The sequence below is a fragment of the Aeromonas sp. 102P genome, from assembly GCF_051920345.1.
In the GTDB taxonomy this organism is placed as follows: Bacteria; Pseudomonadota; Gammaproteobacteria; order Enterobacterales; family Aeromonadaceae; genus Aeromonas; species Aeromonas veronii.
Genome location: NZ_JBQBCZ010000008.1, coordinates 25,820 through 40,390, shown reverse-complemented (window position 1 = coordinate 40,390; position 14,571 = coordinate 25,820). Strand labels below are relative to the sequence as shown.

11 protein-coding genes and 1 pseudogene are annotated in these 14,571 nt (G+C 61.9%); 5 read left to right on the top strand and 7 right to left on the bottom strand.

Going from position 1 to position 14,571, the window contains the following annotated elements:
• From ACTG1K_RS23685 to gntU, 4 genes and pseudogenes are all read right to left on the bottom strand, one after another.
• A pseudogene (locus ACTG1K_RS23685) lies at positions 1-580 on the bottom strand (membrane assembly protein AsmA); the annotation flags it as partial.
• A 143-nt stretch (positions 581-723) separates the two neighbouring features.
• Positions 724-2,793, bottom strand: a complete 2,070-nt coding sequence (recG, locus tag ACTG1K_RS23680) for an ATP-dependent DNA helicase RecG (protein ID WP_368150119.1) — start codon at positions 2,791-2,793, stop codon at positions 724-726.
• Between the two features lie 190 nt (positions 2,794-2,983).
• Positions 2,984-4,333 (bottom strand): CDP-diacylglycerol--serine O-phosphatidyltransferase, encoded by a 1,350-nt coding sequence (gene pssA, locus ACTG1K_RS23675; protein ID WP_193860903.1) that lies wholly within the window; start codon positions 4,331-4,333, stop codon positions 2,984-2,986.
• Positions 4,334-4,483: 150 nt separating this feature from the next.
• Positions 4,484-5,824, bottom strand: a complete 1,341-nt coding sequence (gene gntU, locus ACTG1K_RS23670; RefSeq protein ID WP_005355418.1) for a gluconate transporter — start codon at positions 5,822-5,824, stop codon at positions 4,484-4,486.
• A 245-nt stretch (positions 5,825-6,069) separates the two neighbouring features.
• Between gntU and ACTG1K_RS23665 the strand changes: the two genes are divergently transcribed.
• The 3 genes from ACTG1K_RS23665 to ACTG1K_RS23655 are packed head-to-tail and all read left to right on the top strand — an operon-like array spanning position 6,070 to position 9,023.
• Positions 6,070-6,579, top strand: a complete 510-nt coding sequence (locus ACTG1K_RS23665; RefSeq protein ID WP_005340649.1) for a gluconokinase — start codon at positions 6,070-6,072, stop codon at positions 6,577-6,579.
• On the top strand, positions 6,576-8,372 hold the full coding sequence (edd, locus tag ACTG1K_RS23660; protein WP_440004742.1) for a phosphogluconate dehydratase: 1,797 nt from the start codon (positions 6,576-6,578) through the stop codon (positions 8,370-8,372). Before ACTG1K_RS23665 ends, edd begins: the two co-directional genes overlap by 4 nt.
• 9 nt (positions 8,373-8,381) lie before the next feature.
• Positions 8,382-9,023, top strand: a complete 642-nt coding sequence (locus ACTG1K_RS23655) for a bifunctional 4-hydroxy-2-oxoglutarate aldolase/2-dehydro-3-deoxy-phosphogluconate aldolase (protein WP_005342660.1) — start codon at positions 8,382-8,384, stop codon at positions 9,021-9,023.
• Between the two features lie 84 nt (positions 9,024-9,107).
• Here the strand turns inward: ACTG1K_RS23655 and ACTG1K_RS23650 are convergent, their stop codons facing one another.
• Entirely contained in the window at positions 9,108-10,115 is a 1,008-nt protein-coding gene (locus ACTG1K_RS23650; RefSeq protein ID WP_106844209.1) for a substrate-binding domain-containing protein, read from the bottom strand.
• Positions 10,116-10,204: 89 nt separating this feature from the next.
• On the opposite strand from ACTG1K_RS23650, the gene ACTG1K_RS23645 reads away from it, so the two are divergent.
• The gene (locus ACTG1K_RS23645) at positions 10,205-10,855 is read left to right on the top strand and encodes a Qnr family pentapeptide repeat protein (protein ID WP_374880129.1); all 651 of its coding nucleotides are present in this window, start codon (positions 10,205-10,207) and stop codon (positions 10,853-10,855) included.
• 132 nt (positions 10,856-10,987) lie between these two features.
• Here ACTG1K_RS23645 and envC read toward each other — a convergent pair whose 3' ends face one another.
• Together envC and gpmM are read right to left on the bottom strand one after the other, a co-directional pair.
• The gene (gene envC / locus ACTG1K_RS23640; RefSeq protein ID WP_440004741.1) at positions 10,988-12,340 is read right to left on the bottom strand and encodes a murein hydrolase activator EnvC; all 1,353 of its coding nucleotides are present in this window, start codon (positions 12,338-12,340) and stop codon (positions 10,988-10,990) included.
• A 9-nt stretch (positions 12,341-12,349) separates the two neighbouring features.
• On the bottom strand, positions 12,350-13,879 hold the full coding sequence (gene gpmM / locus ACTG1K_RS23635) for a 2,3-bisphosphoglycerate-independent phosphoglycerate mutase (RefSeq protein WP_421284604.1): 1,530 nt from the start codon (positions 13,877-13,879) through the stop codon (positions 12,350-12,352).
• A gap of 246 nt (positions 13,880-14,125) precedes the next feature.
• Between gpmM and ACTG1K_RS23630 the strand changes: the two genes are divergently transcribed.
• Complete coding sequence (locus tag ACTG1K_RS23630) at positions 14,126-14,557, top strand: rhodanese-like domain-containing protein (RefSeq protein WP_005340640.1); 432 nt, start codon at positions 14,126-14,128, stop codon at positions 14,555-14,557.
• Positions 14,558-14,571 lie beyond the last annotated feature (14 nt).

The following is a 14,571-nucleotide window of genomic DNA, read 5'->3' as shown; positions in this document are numbered from 1 at the left end:
CACTTCCCCTTCCAGCCTTCCTTGCAGGTTGAGGCGGGCGAAGGTGAACTCGTGGGGTCTCCAGCTGGCCGATATTGAGGCTCAGGTTGGCCTGTGGCTGCCGTTTCGGGTCGATCAGCTCCCAGTCACTCAGGGTGGCATTGAGGCCGCGCAGGGTCAGCTCGGGGCTCTCCAGACTGAGCCGGTCTATGGTGCTGTCACTGATGGTGAGGGAGTGCACCGGCAGGCTCGGTAGCAGATCGGATAACGATTGAGGCAGCGGCAGCTTGATGGCGGGACGAATGAGATCGAGATGGGCGATGCGCACGTCGCGGCTCAGCCAGTCGATGCTCTCGATTTCCAGATAGATCTTGTCGAGTGAGACTGCATCGCCGTAACGCACCTGCTCTGCCAGCAGGGTGTAAGGGTGCAGCGGGCTGAACACCAGTCGCCCTATGGTGACCGGCACGCCGGTCTGCTGGCTGATCCAGCTGGCGATGGGGCCTTTGGCGCGCTCGGCGTCGAACAGGCCGAGGGCAACCCAGACAAACAGCAGCAGGAAGGCGAAGGTGTAGAGCAGGCCGCGTAGCCAGGAATTCATGGTTGCTTTCCTCCTGTTTTGGGATGTGTTGTCAGGCGTTTGAGTAGTGGCCTCGCAGACCGAGCCAGCGCCGTATCAAGGGTTCGACATGACTCGGATGCCTATCCATAAGGACATGTGCCCATCTTCTGCATCTACTTCGATCAGGCATTGGAATAGTGATCCCGTAAGCCGAGCCAACGGCGAATCAAGGGTTCGACATGGCTTGGGTGCCTATCCATGAGGAAGCGCGCCATTTTTTGCACCTGCGGAATAAGCGGCTGATCCCGCACCAGATCGGCGATCTTGAGATCGGCCAGACCGGTCTGGCGGGTGCCGAGCAGTTCCCCCGGGCCGCGCAGTTCCAGATCGCGCTGGGCGATGAGGAAGCCATCGTTGGTCTCCCGCAGCACCCCGAGCCGGCTCTGGGCCGTCTTGGACAAGGGGGCATGATAGAGCAGCACGCAGTGAGAGGCTACCGCACCACGGCCAACCCGACCGCGCAGCTGGTGCAACTGCGCCAGTCCCAGTCGCTCCGGGTTCTCGATGATCATCAGGCTGGCGTTGGGCACATCCACCCCCACCTCGATGACGGTGGTGGCGACCAGCAGTTGCAGTATGCCCGCCTTGAACTCCTCCATCACCCGCTGTTTCTCCACCGGACGCATCCGGCCGTGCACCAGCCCGATGTGCAGGCCGGGCAGCAGGGTCTGCAGTTCGGCGGCGGTATCCTCGGCGGCTTGGCACTCCAGCACCTCCGACTCCTCGATCAGGGTGCAGACCCAGTAGGCCTGCTTGCCCTCGGTGCAGGCGAGTTTGACCCGCTCGATCACGTCGCCGCGACGGCTGTCGGGCAGCGCCACCGTGGTGATGGGGGTTCGGCCCGGCGGCAGTTCGTCGATGACCGAGGTGTCGAGGTCGGCATAGGCGGTCATCGCCAGGGTGCGGGGGATCGGGGTGGCGGTCATGATCAGCTGATGGGGATGTACCCCTTCCCGCTCCCCTTTTTCCCGCAGGGCGAGGCGCTGATGCACCCCGAATCTGTGCTGTTCATCGATGATGACCAAGGCGAGGCGCTGGAACACCACCTGCTCCTGAAAGATGGCGTGGGTGCCCACCACCATCTTGACGCTGCCATCGGCGATAGCGGCCAGCGACTCTTCCCGCGCCTTGCCTTTCTGTTTGCCCGCCAGCCAGCCGACTCCGATGCCGAGCGGTTCCAGCCACTTGGCGAAGTTGATGGCGTGCTGTTCCGCCAGCAGCTCGGTCGGTGCCATCAAGCCCACCTGACAGCCATTGCCGATAGCCTGCAGGGCGGCCAGCGCCGCGACCAGCGTCTTGCCGGAACCCACGTCACCCTGCACCAGCCGCATCATGGGGTGGCTCTGTTGCAGATCCTTGCTTATCTCGGCCACTACCCGGCTCTGGGCGCCGGTGGGCTTGAACGGCAGGGCGCCGAGCAGTTGTTCAACCAGCGCGGGCGCCGGTTTGAGGGCGCGGGCCAGCTGGGTTTGCGCCTGAGCGCGCACCTTGAGTACCGAGAGGTTGTGCGCCAGCAGCTCCTCCAGTACCAGTCGCTGCTGGGCCGGATGTTGGCCGCTTTCCAGCAGCGGCAGCGCTACCGATGGGGGCGGGCGATGCAGCAGTTTCAGGGCGGCGGCCAGTTCAATCTGGTGGGGATAGAGGCCGGCGGGCAGCAGCTCCTCCACGCCATAGAGGTCGAGCTGGGCCAGCGCCTGATCGGTGAGGTTGCGCAGGGTGAGCTGGCGTAGCCCTTCGGTAGTCGGGTAGACGGGGGTGAGCGCCTCTTCGGTCTGACCGGCCTGCTCCTCGCCGAGCAGCTTGTACTCGGGGTGGGCCATCTCCAGCCCGTATTTGCCGGGACGCACCTCGCCAAAGCAGCGGATCAGGCGGCCCGCCGCCAGACTGTTTTTCTGGGCGGCGGTGAAGTTGAAGAAGCGCAAGGTGAGGGTGCCGGTGCCATCGCTGATGCGACAGACCATCATGCGGCGGCGCCCCATCACCAGCTGAGTGTCCTGGATTTCGCCCTCGACGGCGCCGTGCAGGCCGGGCGGCAGATCGCCGATGGGCCACACCTGGGTACGGTCCTCGTAGCGCAGGGGGAGGTGGAACAGCAGATCCTGTACCGTGGCCAGCCCCAGCCGCTCGAGCTTCTCCAGCATCTTGCTGCCGACACCCTTGAGGCTATCGAGAGGAATTTTATCCAATTTCATCAATTAGATGCCCGAAAACACTGTAAATATGTCCAGATGATAGGGGTTGTTGAGGGGCCGATGCAAGCCGAGTTGCTGCTGGCTGGGCCGTCAAAGTGGGGGAAACGGCGGATATAACCAAGGCCTGCCGAAAACGGGAGGCCTTTGTGCGGCTGCCAACAGGCAAGGTGCGGGCGCATGGCGCCCGGAGTCAGATGATGCGTTTGAGCAGCAGGTGGGCCTTGACCCTGTGGATCCGTCCCAGCAGCTTGCGCACCTGTTCCGGGTAGTCCTGAATCTGCTCAACCTGATCAAAGTGGCTGATCCGCTTGGTGTTGGTCAGGATGTTCTCCCGCTCCGCGTTGAACTGGGGACGCAGCAGGTGGCGACGATCGTGTACCAGCAGGCCGTTCTCCAGATCCAGCGCCCAGGCGCGGGGGTTGAGGTTGTTGCCGGTGAGCAGGGCCCACTCGTCATCCACGAAGATCCCCTTGAGATGGTAGGAGTTGCGCTCGCAACACCAGAGCATCAGGTTGAGGCGACCGTCGTCGATGTGACGCTGGTTGCGCTCGGCAAACTTGCGCAGGTTGGTCTCGTAGAGATAGGGCAGGCCACCGATGGTGGAGAACTTCTCTTCCGGCGGAATGAAGAAGTCGTTGGCGGTCTTGTCGCCCACTACGATGGTCACCTTGCAACCGCGCTGCAGCAGATCCTCGATATCCTTGCTCAACTCCTTGGGGGGGTTGAAGTAAGGGGTGCAGATGAAGATCTCCCGCTCGGTGGCGCGCACCAGATTGCGGATCATCAGGTTGAGCTGATTGTTGCGCTTGCCCAGACCCACCATGGGGGTGATGGCCACCTCCTGGGTGTTGACCGGCATGGTGCTGAAACGGTACTGGCTCTGGCGCAGGCTCTGCTTGAAGCGGCGGATCGGCCCTTTCAGCTGTTTGGCGCTGGGGATGTCGCTGTGATCCAGTCGCTGCACCGCGTCGCTCTTCACGAACAGGTCATCCACATAGTTGACCATGCTGCGGGCCAGCTCCGGGCTGGTGATCTGGTGATAGCGATCGAAGCGGTAGCGATCCTGCTGATGCAGGTAGATGTCGTTGAGGCTGGCACCGGAGTAGAGCACCACATCATCAAAGATGAAGCCCTTGAGGTGGAGCACGCCGAGCAGTTCGCGCCCTTTGACCGGCACGCCGTAGATTTCGATCTGGTGCTCGTGTTCGGCAGCCATGGCCTGATACATCAGGTGGTTGCCGCCCTGCTTGCCTTTGCCGATCAGGCCGCGCTGGGCACGGTGGAAGTCGACGAACAGCTTGATGTCGAGGGCCGGATTGCGCTGCTTGGCGGCGTAGAGGGCGGAGAGGATCTCCCGGCCTGCTTCGTCATCTTGCAGATAGAGCGCGACCAGATAGATGCGCCGGGTGGCACTGGCGATAAGCGCAAGAATGCGGCGTTTGAAATCCTGGGCGCTATAGAGCACTTCAAACTGATCCGCTGCGACGGCGATCTGGGGCAGGCGCGCCAGCAGTTGTCGATAATGGGCCGATGAATGCATAGATAAACCTGAAATCACGGGGTTAAGCGTTCCACTCGGAGCGATGAATAGGCGATTCTAGCAATCTCGCCCTCTCAGCCAAAGAAAGAATCATCAGAAAGATGAAAAAGGCCTCACGAGTGAGGCCTTTTTGTCAGCATTTCCCCCTTGTCAGAGGAAGCTGTAGATGATCATCGCCATCACGCCGCCGGTGGTGCCGATGATGGTTTCCATCACGGTCCAGGTCTGCAGGGTCTGCTTCTCGGTCAGGCCGAGGTAGCGGTTCGCCAGCCAGAAACCGGAGTCGTTGACGTGGGAGAGCACGATGGCACCGCCGCCAATGGCGATGGTGACGGCCGCCAGCTGGGCGCCGTTCAGGCCGAGCGGCTCCAGCATCGGCAGCACCAGACCGCAGGCGGTCAGCATGGCGACGGTGGCAGAGCCCTGAATCACCCGTACCGCAGCGGCCAGAATGAAGGCCAGTGCGACGATAGGCAGACCGGAGTCGGCCAGCATGTTGCCCAGCGCGGCGCCCACACCGGAATCAACCAGCACCTGCTTGAAGACGCCACCGGCACCGGTCACCAGGATGATGACACCGGCGGGCTGGATGGCGCTGTTGCAGACGCTCATCACCTCGTCACGGGACATGCCGCGGCGAATACCCAGCAGGTAGAAAGCGGCCAGACAGGCGACCATGATGGCGGTGAAGGGGTGACCGATGAACTCCAGCCAGTTGTGCAGGGTGGAGCCTGCCTCGACGAAGCGACCGACGATGGTCTTGAGGCCGATCAGCAGCAGCGGCAGACCGATGAGGCCCATGGCCAGCCCGAAGGAGGGCAGGGATTTGCTGTCATCGTGAACGCTGTTCTGGGCATCAGCAGGCAGCGGCACATCGACGATCTTGCTGATGAAGTCACCGAACAGCGGGCCCGCCAGGATCAACGCCGGTACGGCGGCGATCAGGCCGAACAGGATCATATAGCCGAAGTCGGCACCCAGCTGGGAAGCCACCAGGATCGGGCCCGGCGCCGGAATAAGGAAGGCCTGGCAAGTGGCGATACCGGCCAGCAGGGCGATACCGATCTTCACCACGCTGCCGCCGCCACGACGGACGATGGCGAAGGCGACGCCGATCAGCAGCACCACGGCCACATCAAAGAAGAGCGGCAGGGCGCAGACAAAGCCGGTCAGGGCCATTGCCCAGTTGGCGCGCTTGACGCCGAACTTGCCGAGCAGGGTGTGAGCCACCCGGTCGAGAGCACCGGTCACTTCCATCACCTTGCCGAACATGGCGCCCAGCGCCACCACTACCGCGACGAAACCGAGGGTGCCACCCATCCCTTTCTGGATGGTGTTGGCGATGTCGGCCGGGTTCATGCCGGCGGCAAGACCCGCCACCATGGAGACCAGGATCAGGGCTACCACGGCGTGGAGCCGGGCCTTCATCACCAGGAAGAGCAGCAACACAATCGAGCCGGCGGCTGTCATGATCAGGGAGAGGTCAGACATTGTTATGCGTTCCTTTTTCCAAGTTCAGTCGTGACACCTTGCCGATCCGTCGGCAAACCATATCTTTATGATTTATTTAGATTTATGGCAAGGGCTCAACATCATATGCCCAGGTGACTATGGGTTTGCTCAGTCTGTGGCAGACTTCACATTTTTAATCGTTACCGGTAACATGTTACCGGTAACGTGTTAGATTAGAACCCATCAACAGCTGGTTTTTTGAAAAGTGGGACAGAGGTCAAATTATGGCGGGTAAGTGCATTATCGTGATGGGTGTGTGTGGTAGCGGCAAATCCAGCGTGGGTCTGAAAGTGGCCGAAGCGCTGGGCGCCAAGTTCATCGATGGTGATGACCTGCACCCCAAGGCCAACATCCAGAAGATGGCTGGCGGCAACCCCCTCAACGATGAGGATCGTGCCCCCTGGCTGGAGCGGATCCGCGACGCCGCCTACAGTCTCGAGCAGAAGAACGAGACCGGCATCATTGTCTGTTCCGCCCTCAAAAAGAAGTACCGCGACCAGATCCGCGAAGGCAACGAGTCGGTCAGCTTCATTTTCCTCGATGGCAGCCAGCCGCTGATCCTCGAGCGGATGCGTGCCCGCAAGGGCCACTTCATGCGTGAAAGCATGGTACAAAGTCAGTTCGATACTCTGGAGCGCCCGGATGGCGAAGCCGGTGTATTCCACATTGATATAGACGGCACCTTCGAACAGGTGGTTGACCGCGCCGTCACAGCATTGGAGCAAGCCCAATGATTCATCAGGTAATTTCCGACGTCACCGCCCGCATCCGCGAGCGCAGTGTCGCCCGTCGTCAGGCATTTCTGGCCCGCATCCAGCGTCAGGCAGAGCAGGGCAAGACCCGCGCCGCGCTGGCCTGCGGCAACCTGGCCCACGCCGTGGCCGCCTGCAGCAGTGACGAGAAGGGTCGCATTCTCGATATGACCCGCGCCAACGTCGGCATCGTCACCGCCTACAACGATATGCTGAGCGCCCATCAGCCTTATCAGGGCTATCCGGATCAGATCAAGGCGGTACTGGCCGAGCTGGGCCACAGTGCCCAGGTCGCCGGCGGCGTGCCAGCTATGTGCGACGGCGTGACCCAGGGTCAGCCGGGGATGGACATGTCCCTCTTCTCCCGCGACCTGATCGCCCAGGCGACCGCGCTGTCGCTTTCTCACAACACCTTCGACGCCACCCTGCTGCTCGGCATCTGCGACAAGATTGCACCGGGTCAGATCATGGGGGCCCTCTCCCACGCTCACCTGCCGACTGCATTCGTACCGGCGGGCCCCATGGCGAGCGGCATCAGCAACGACGAGAAGGTGAAGGTGCGTCAGAAGTACGCCGCCGGTGAAGTGGGCCGTGATGCCCTGCTGGAGATGGAGTGCGGCGCCTACCATGCGGCGGGCACCTGCACCTTCTACGGCACTGCCAACACCAACCAGCTGGTGTTCGAGGCCATGGGCCTGATGCTGCCGGGCTCCGCCTTCGTGCATCCCCATAGCGAACTGCGCCGCGCCCTCACCGATGAGGCCGCCCGCCGCATCAGCGCCATGATCCCGGGATCTCCGGCTTATCGCCCGCTCAGCACAGTGCTGGACGAGCGCTCGCTGGTCAACGGTCTGGTGGCCCTGCTCGCCTCCGGCGGCAGCACCAACCACAGCATTCACATGGTGGCGCTGGCCCGCGCGGCCGGTCTGGTACTGACCTGGGATGACATCAGCGATCTCTCCGATGTGGTGCCGCTGCTGGTGCGCATGTACCCGAACGGCCCAGCCGATGTGAACGCCTTCGAACAGGCGGGCGGTGTGCCCGGGATGATGCGCCGTCTGGCCGAAGATGGGCTGATCCACATGGATGCCACCCCGGTGTTTGGCGAGATGCAGGATTACCTCAGCCGTCCGGCACTGGTGGATGGCCAGCTGGTATGGCAGCCGGTCGGTGAGAGCGGCGATGCGAGCGTGTTGTCACCTTCCGGCAGCGTATTCCAGGCCACTGGCGGCACCAAGCTGCTGGCGGGCAATCTGGGCCGCGCCGTGGTCAAGGTCTCCGCCGTGGCTCCCGAGTATCGGGTTATCGAAGCGCCAGCGCGGGTCTTCTCCTCCCAGCATGCGGTGGAAGCGGCCTACAAGGCGGGCGATCTCAATCAGGATGCCGTTATCGTGGTGCGCCACAATGGTCCGGCCGCCAACGGCATGCCGGAGCTGCACAAGCTGATGCCGGTGCTCGGCAACCTGCAGAAGGCGGGTTACAAGGTGGCGCTGGTCACCGATGGCCGTCTCTCCGGCGCCTCCGGCAAGATCCCAGCCGCCATCCACGTCACCCCGGAAGCGCTGCACGGCGGGGCCATTGGCCTGCTTGCTGACGGTGACCTGCTGCGGGTTGACGCGGTAAACGGCAGCCTCGACTGCCTGACCGATTTGAGTGGCCGTACCCAGGCCGAGATTGACCTCACTCCGGAACAAGAGGGGTGGGGCCGTGAACTGTTCAGCGTGATGCGTCGCGCGGTATCGAGCGCCGAGTGTGGCGCCACCATCTTTGACTAAGGAAGAGCTATGCAGAACTGGAAAGTGACCCCGGCCGAGGTGTTTGCCGCCTCCCCGCTGGTACCCGTGATGGTTATCAACGAGCTGGATCAGGCCCTGCCGATGGCCAAGGCGCTGCTCGACGGCGGCATCTCTGTCTTCGAAATCACCTTGCGCACCCCGGTGGCGCTCGATGCCATCGCCCTTATCGCCAAGGCGATGCCGGATGCCATGGTCGGTGCCGGTACCGTGCTCAACTGCGAGCAGTTTGATGCAGCTGTCGCTGCCGGTGCCCGCTTCGTCATCTCCCCGGGGATGACCCCGGCCCTGCTGGCCCACGCGGCCAAGAGCACTGCACCGCTGATCCCGGGCGTGGCGACTCCGTCTGAAGTGATGCAGGCGCTGGAAGCGGGCTATGACCACCTGAAGTTCTTCCCGGCCGAAGCGAACGGCGGCACCAAGGCGCTCTCCGCCATTGCCGCGCCGCTGCCCCAGGTGAAGTTCTGCCCGACCGGCGGTATCGGCCCGAAAAACGTGGCCGACTATCTGGCGCTCAAGTGCGTCGCCACCGTCGGCGGCTCCTGGATGCTGCCGGCCGATGCGGTCAAGAGCGGCAACTGGGAAGAGGTGACCCGCCTCTCCCGCGAAGCGGTTGAGCTGGTTAAACGCTAAGCGTCAGTTGTGCAGAAAACCAAACAGGCCACCCTCGGGTGGCCTGTTTGTTATCGGCGTGACTTAAGTGGGTGAGGGAAGGGATTACCCCAGACTCTCCCCGACATAGAGGGAGAAGCCGATATCCTTGCGGGTGTCGGGTTGGGATTGGCCGCTGAGACGCGCCAGCAGCATGGTGGCCGCCTCCCGACCGATCGCTTCCCGCGGGGTGGCGATACTGGCCAGCTTGGGGGTCATGGCGTGGCCGATGTCGAGGGCGTTGCAACCGGCGATGGCGATCTGCTGGGGCACCGGGATCCACTTGGCCTGACACTGCAGCAGGGCGCCCACCGCCAGGTCATCGTTGGTGCAGAACAGGCCGTCGAGGTCGGGATAGCGCACCAGCGCCTGATCCAGCAGCTCGCCCCCCAGAGTGAAGCTGGAGGATTGTTCGGTCAGCAGATGCTGGCCGGTGAGGCCGAAGTCGGTCATCGCCTGATAGTAACCCTCCATCCGCAGCTGGGTACGCACGTCGAGCCGCGCTCCCAGATAGACCACCTTGCGTCGGCCCCGGTGCAGCATCTCTGTTACCATGGCCCGGGCCGCGGCTCTATGATCCATGCCGACCACCATGTCGATGGGGGTTTGCGGCAGATCCATGGTCTCCACCACCGGAATGCCGGCGGTGGCGATCATCTTGCGGGTGCGTTCGGTGTGCTGGCTGTCGGAGAGGATCAGCCCATCCACGTGATAGGAGAGCAGGGACGCGACCTGCTCCTCCTCCCGCTCCGGGCTGTAGCCGTAGTGGGCCAGCAGGGTCTGGTAGCCAGCCGGTCGGGTCACCGACTCGATGCCGTGGATCACCGCCGAGAAGACCTGGTTGGAGAGGGAGGGGATCAGGATGCCGATCGCCTTGCTGGTCGCGTTGGAGAGAATGTCCGGCGCCCGGTTGGGGATATAACCCAGCTCTTCCACCACAGCCGCGATCCGCTCGCGGGTCCCCTCCGCCACGGTCTGCGGGTCGCGCAGATAGCGGCTGACAGTCATCTTGGTCACGCCGGTCTGGTCGGCGATATCTTGCAGGGTGGGGCGGCGCTTGCGGGTGGGGCTCATAGGGGTTTCCAGCGTGGATGTTACATGTAACATTACCGTTTTTGGCGGATAAAGTCAGCATATGAAGCCGTTTTTGCAGGAGTTTTCCGATGATCAGAGGCAAGCAGTTCGTGGATGTCCGGTTCGAGCAACAGGATGTGGAGGGGGAGCAGTTCTCGGAGTGCCGCTTTATCGGCTGCAACTTCTCCTGGCTGGATTTGAGCGATAGCCGCTTCATCGACTGCAGCTTCTACGATCGGGAGAGTGAACGGGGCTGCCTGTTGCAGGGTTGCGATCTGCGCGAGGCCAGCTTCCTGCGCTGCGATCTCACCATGGCCGATTGCAGCCGCAGCCAGTGTCTGGGGTTGGAGATGCGCGACTGTCAGGCGGTCGGTATCAACTTCAGCCACGCCAGCTTCGCCAACCAGATCACCGCCAAAAGCTACTTCTGCGAGGCCCATCTGACCGGCAACAACTTCAGCTATGCCAGCTTCGAGGGCTGCCTGCTGGAGAAGTGCGAGCTGACCGGCAACCGTTGGCAGGGGGCCAACCTGTTTGGTGCCTCGCTGGTGGGTTCCGAGCTCAGCGGCTCCGAGTTTGGCCAGATCGACTGGACCAGCTTCAAGCTGCAGGGCTGCGATCTGCGCCAGTGCGACCTGCCGGGGCTGGATTTGCGGCGGGTCGATCTGCAAGGGGTGCAGATCAACGAGGATCAGCAGCAGACCTTGCTGGAGCAGATAGGTCTGGTTGTCTTCCCCTGAGCCGAGCGAAAAATTAGGTAATTTTTCATCAAATTAGGCCGACAGTGGGTAGGGCGCTCCTGAAACGACAAAAGCCTGCGTGATGCAGGCTTTTGTTCGTGAGCGTGTGACGCGTTTGTCGGCCGGGTTGACTCAACCCTTGGCCAGCCATTTGGTCGGGTTGATCGCCTCGCCCTGATAGCGAATTTCGAAATAGAGGCCCGGTCTGTCCTGACCGCCACTGTCACCGACCAGTGCCACAGGTTCACCCTGTTCCACATTCTGGCCCACCTGACGAAGCAGCGACTGATTGTGACCGTAGAGGCTCATATAGCCCTTACCGTGATCGATTACCAGCAGCATACCGAAGCCATCGAGCCAGTCGGCGTAAACCACTTGTCCCGGTGCGACCGCCTTGACCTGAGTTCCTTCGCTGGCGCCGATCAGGGTGCCTTTCCACTTAAGCTGGGCGGTGCGCGGCGAACCGTAAGAGATGAGGATCGGTCCCTGCACCGGCCAGCGCAGGCTGCCATTGGTCTTGAGGCCGCTGTAGTGACCGGCACTGCTGATGCCCGAGCCGCGCTCCGGTTTGCTGCTGGCCACCTCTTCGGCCGGTTCTGCCGGTTTGACGGTTTTGTTCTGCTGGGCGGCGAGTCGTTGTTGCTCGGCGCGGCGCTGTTCGGCCAGCTTGCGCTGACGCTCCTGCTCCGCTTTCAGCTTGGCCAGCCGTTCCCGCTCGGCCCGTTCACGGCGCTCCTGCTCTTCGCGCTTGCGACGCAACTCTTCCAGCCGGGCTTTCAGCGCTTTCTCCGCCTTGACCAGCTTGGTGAGCTTCTGCTCGTCATCCTGCACCGACTGCTGCAACTTGTTGCGCACCTTGGCCCGGCTCTGCTGGCTGGCCAGCAGGGTCTGGTGATGCTCCTGCTGTTCGGCAAGCAGGGTTTGCAGTCTGGTTTCGGTCTCTTTGGTTGCCTGCTGGTTTTTTGCCAGCTTGTCGCGGGTGGCGCGCAGGGCGTCGATGGCCTCGATACGGGCCTTGTTGAGGTAGTCGTAGTAGTCGAGCGAGCGGCTCAGTTTGGCCGGATCCTGCTGATTGAGCAGCAGTTTGAGGTAGTCGTGGTTGCCCGCCTGAAAGGCGCTCTCCGCCTGTTTGGCCAGCAACTGCTTTTGATGTTTGGCTTGAACTTCCAGCGCCAGCTTGTCTTTTTGCAGGGTCGCCAGCTTCTGCTGGTTCTGCTTCAACTGCTGCCTGGTCTGGTTGAGTTTGGCGGCGGCGGCCGAGATGGCCTGCTCGTCAGCCTTGAGCTGGGTATTGAGCTTGGCAAGCTCCTGCTTGCTGAGCTTGATGGTCTTCTGTTGCTCTTTGATCTGGGACTGCATGGTGCCCAGCTGCTGATTGGCGGCCAAAGCCGGTGTGCTGGCGCCAAACGACAGGCAAAAAAACAGCGCGCCGGCCAACAGGCCGACGCGACTGGTTTTCTGTGAAATAACTTCGCATCCCCGCATGGGGAAGGATTATTTCAGAATCATCAGGGGCTTGCCAGTCATTTCCGGCGGTACCGGCAGACCCATCAGGGTCAGCATGGTGGGGGCCAGATCGGACAGTTTGCCACCTTCAACCACCTCGGCTTTGCGACCGAAATAGATGAGCGGAACCGGCAGATTGGTGTGGGCGGTGTGGGCCTGACCAGTCTCTTCGTCCAGCATCTTCTCGGCGTTACCGTGGTCGGCAGTGATCAGGCACTCGCCACCCACTTCGGCCAGGGCGTCGGTCACGCGACCGATGCAGTGGTCAACGGCTTCACACGCTTTGACGGCGGCATCGAACACACCGGTGTGACCAACCATGTCGCCATTCGGGTAGTTACAGATGATGACGTCGTACTTGCCGCTCTTGATGGCCGCAACCAGCTTGTCGGTCAGCTCTTCGGAGCTCATTTCCGGCTGCAGGTCATAGGTCGCCACTTTCGGGCTGGCCACGATCTCGCGATCTTCGCCGGTGAAGCAGGACTCTTCGCCACCGTTGAAGAAGAAGGTGACGTGAGCATACTTCTCTGTTTCGGAGATGCGCAGCTGGGTCTTGCCCTGCTTGGCCAGCCACTCACCCAGGGTGTTGACCAGAGCGGTCGGCGGGTAGGCACAGGCAGTTTTGATGTCGGCCGCGTATTCGGTCAGCATCACGAAGTTCAGCTTCGGCTCAACGGCACGGACGAAGCCGGTGAAGTCGGTGTCAACGAAGGCGCGGGTGATTTCACGGGCACGGTCGGCACGGAAGTTCATGAAAATCAGCGCATCACCATCTTCCATCGGTGCAGCTTCGCCGATGCGGGTGGCTTTGACGAACTCGTCGTTCTCGTCGCGGGCATAGGCGGCAGCCAGGGCTTCGGTGGCGCTCTCGGCGGTGAACTCGCCCTTGCCCTGGGTCATCAGGTCATAGGCTTGCTGCACGCGATCCCAGCGGTTGTCACGGTCCATGGCGAAGTAACGGCCGATCATGGAGGCGAAACGACCCTTGCCGAGCTTGGCGAACAGGGCATCGAACAGCTCGATGGAGGACTGGGCGGAGCGCGGCGGAACGTCGCGGCCATCCAGGAAGGCGTGCAGGTAGATCTTCTCGGCGCCACGCTTAGCTGCCATTTCGATCATGCCCATGATGTGCTCTTCGTGGCTGTGTACGCCACCCGGGGACATCAGGCCCATGATGTGAACGGCTTTGCCGTTGGTCACGGCAGCGTCAACAGCCTTGGCCAGCTCGACGTTCTGGAAGAATTCACCGTCCTGGATGTCTTTGGAGATGCGGGTCAGCTCCTGATAGACGATGCGACCGGCACCGATGTTGACGTGGCCTACTTCAGAGTTGCCCATCTGGCCATCCGGCAGACCGACATCCAGACCGGAGCCGGAGATCAGGGTGCTGGTGTAGTCACGGGCCAGACGATCGAGGTTGGGAGTCTTGGCGGCAGCGACGGCGTTGTGCTCTTGCTTGGTGCTGTAGCCCCAACCGTCCATGATGACCAGAACCAAAGGTTTCTTAGCTGTTGACATAAGACTATGTCCTCTCGGATTGGAAAAAATGCGGGAAATGAAACTAGCGTAATATTACTACATCTGCCGAAATAGTCACCTGATAGCCAAGGGGCGCTCCCGCGGCCCCGCAAGCCACGCCCTTCCTGCCATGATCGATGCCCAATGATGATGGGAGCCTGCTCGCGCTTTGCCGCCAAGATGGCTGATCTTATCAATACCCCCATGTATACTCGGGCCCTTGTCTTGGTCCCTGGATAGTAGAAGATGCAAGAGTATTTGGATTTTGCGGCCCGTAACCCGCTGCTGACCGCAGCCTGGTTGGGTCTGGCTGGCACCCTGGTTTACACCACTGTGCGTGCCCGTTTGTCCCCGGTAAAAACCGTCAACAACCACACCGCGACCCTGCTGATCAACCGCGAGAATGCCACCGTGGTGGATATTCGCAGTCAGGAAGAGTACGCCAAGGGCCATCTGGCCGGTGCCCAGCACCTGCCGCTGACCCAGATCCAGAGCAATAACCTGGGCCCGGTTGAAAAGCATAAAGATGCCCCCATCATAGTGGTGTGCGAGTCGGGAATGACTGCGGGCGGCGCGGGCCGTCAGCTGAGCAAAGCTGGCTTCAAGCAGGTTTATGTGCTCGGCGGTGGCATGGCCCAATGGCGTGCAGAAAATCTGCCGGTAACCAAGAAACGCTGATTTAAGCAGGGCCT

Excerpts from the sequence above, each read along its gene's own strand:
- recG (WP_368150119.1), bottom strand. The coding sequence starts at position 2,793 with ATGAAATTGGATAAAATTCCTCTCGATAGCCTCAAGGGTGTCGGCAGC.
- pssA (WP_193860903.1), bottom strand. The coding sequence starts at position 4,333 with ATGCATTCATCGGCCCATTATCGACAACTGCTGGCGCGCCTGCCCCAG.
- gntU (WP_005355418.1), bottom strand. The coding sequence starts at position 5,824 with ATGTCTGACCTCTCCCTGATCATGACAGCCGCCGGCTCGATTGTGTTG.
- ACTG1K_RS23665 (WP_005340649.1), top strand. The coding sequence starts at position 6,070 with ATGGCGGGTAAGTGCATTATCGTGATGGGTGTGTGTGGTAGCGGCAAA.
- edd (WP_440004742.1), top strand. The coding sequence starts at position 6,576 with ATGATTCATCAGGTAATTTCCGACGTCACCGCCCGCATCCGCGAGCGC.
- ACTG1K_RS23655 (WP_005342660.1), top strand. The coding sequence starts at position 8,382 with ATGCAGAACTGGAAAGTGACCCCGGCCGAGGTGTTTGCCGCCTCCCCG.
- ACTG1K_RS23650 (WP_106844209.1), bottom strand. The coding sequence starts at position 10,115 with ATGAGCCCCACCCGCAAGCGCCGCCCCACCCTGCAAGATATCGCCGAC.
- ACTG1K_RS23645 (WP_374880129.1), top strand. The coding sequence starts at position 10,205 with ATGATCAGAGGCAAGCAGTTCGTGGATGTCCGGTTCGAGCAACAGGAT.
- envC (WP_440004741.1), bottom strand. The coding sequence starts at position 12,340 with ATGCGGGGATGCGAAGTTATTTCACAGAAAACCAGTCGCGTCGGCCTG.
- gpmM (WP_421284604.1), bottom strand. The coding sequence starts at position 13,879 with ATGTCAACAGCTAAGAAACCTTTGGTTCTGGTCATCATGGACGGTTGG.
- ACTG1K_RS23630 (WP_005340640.1), top strand. The coding sequence starts at position 14,126 with ATGCAAGAGTATTTGGATTTTGCGGCCCGTAACCCGCTGCTGACCGCA.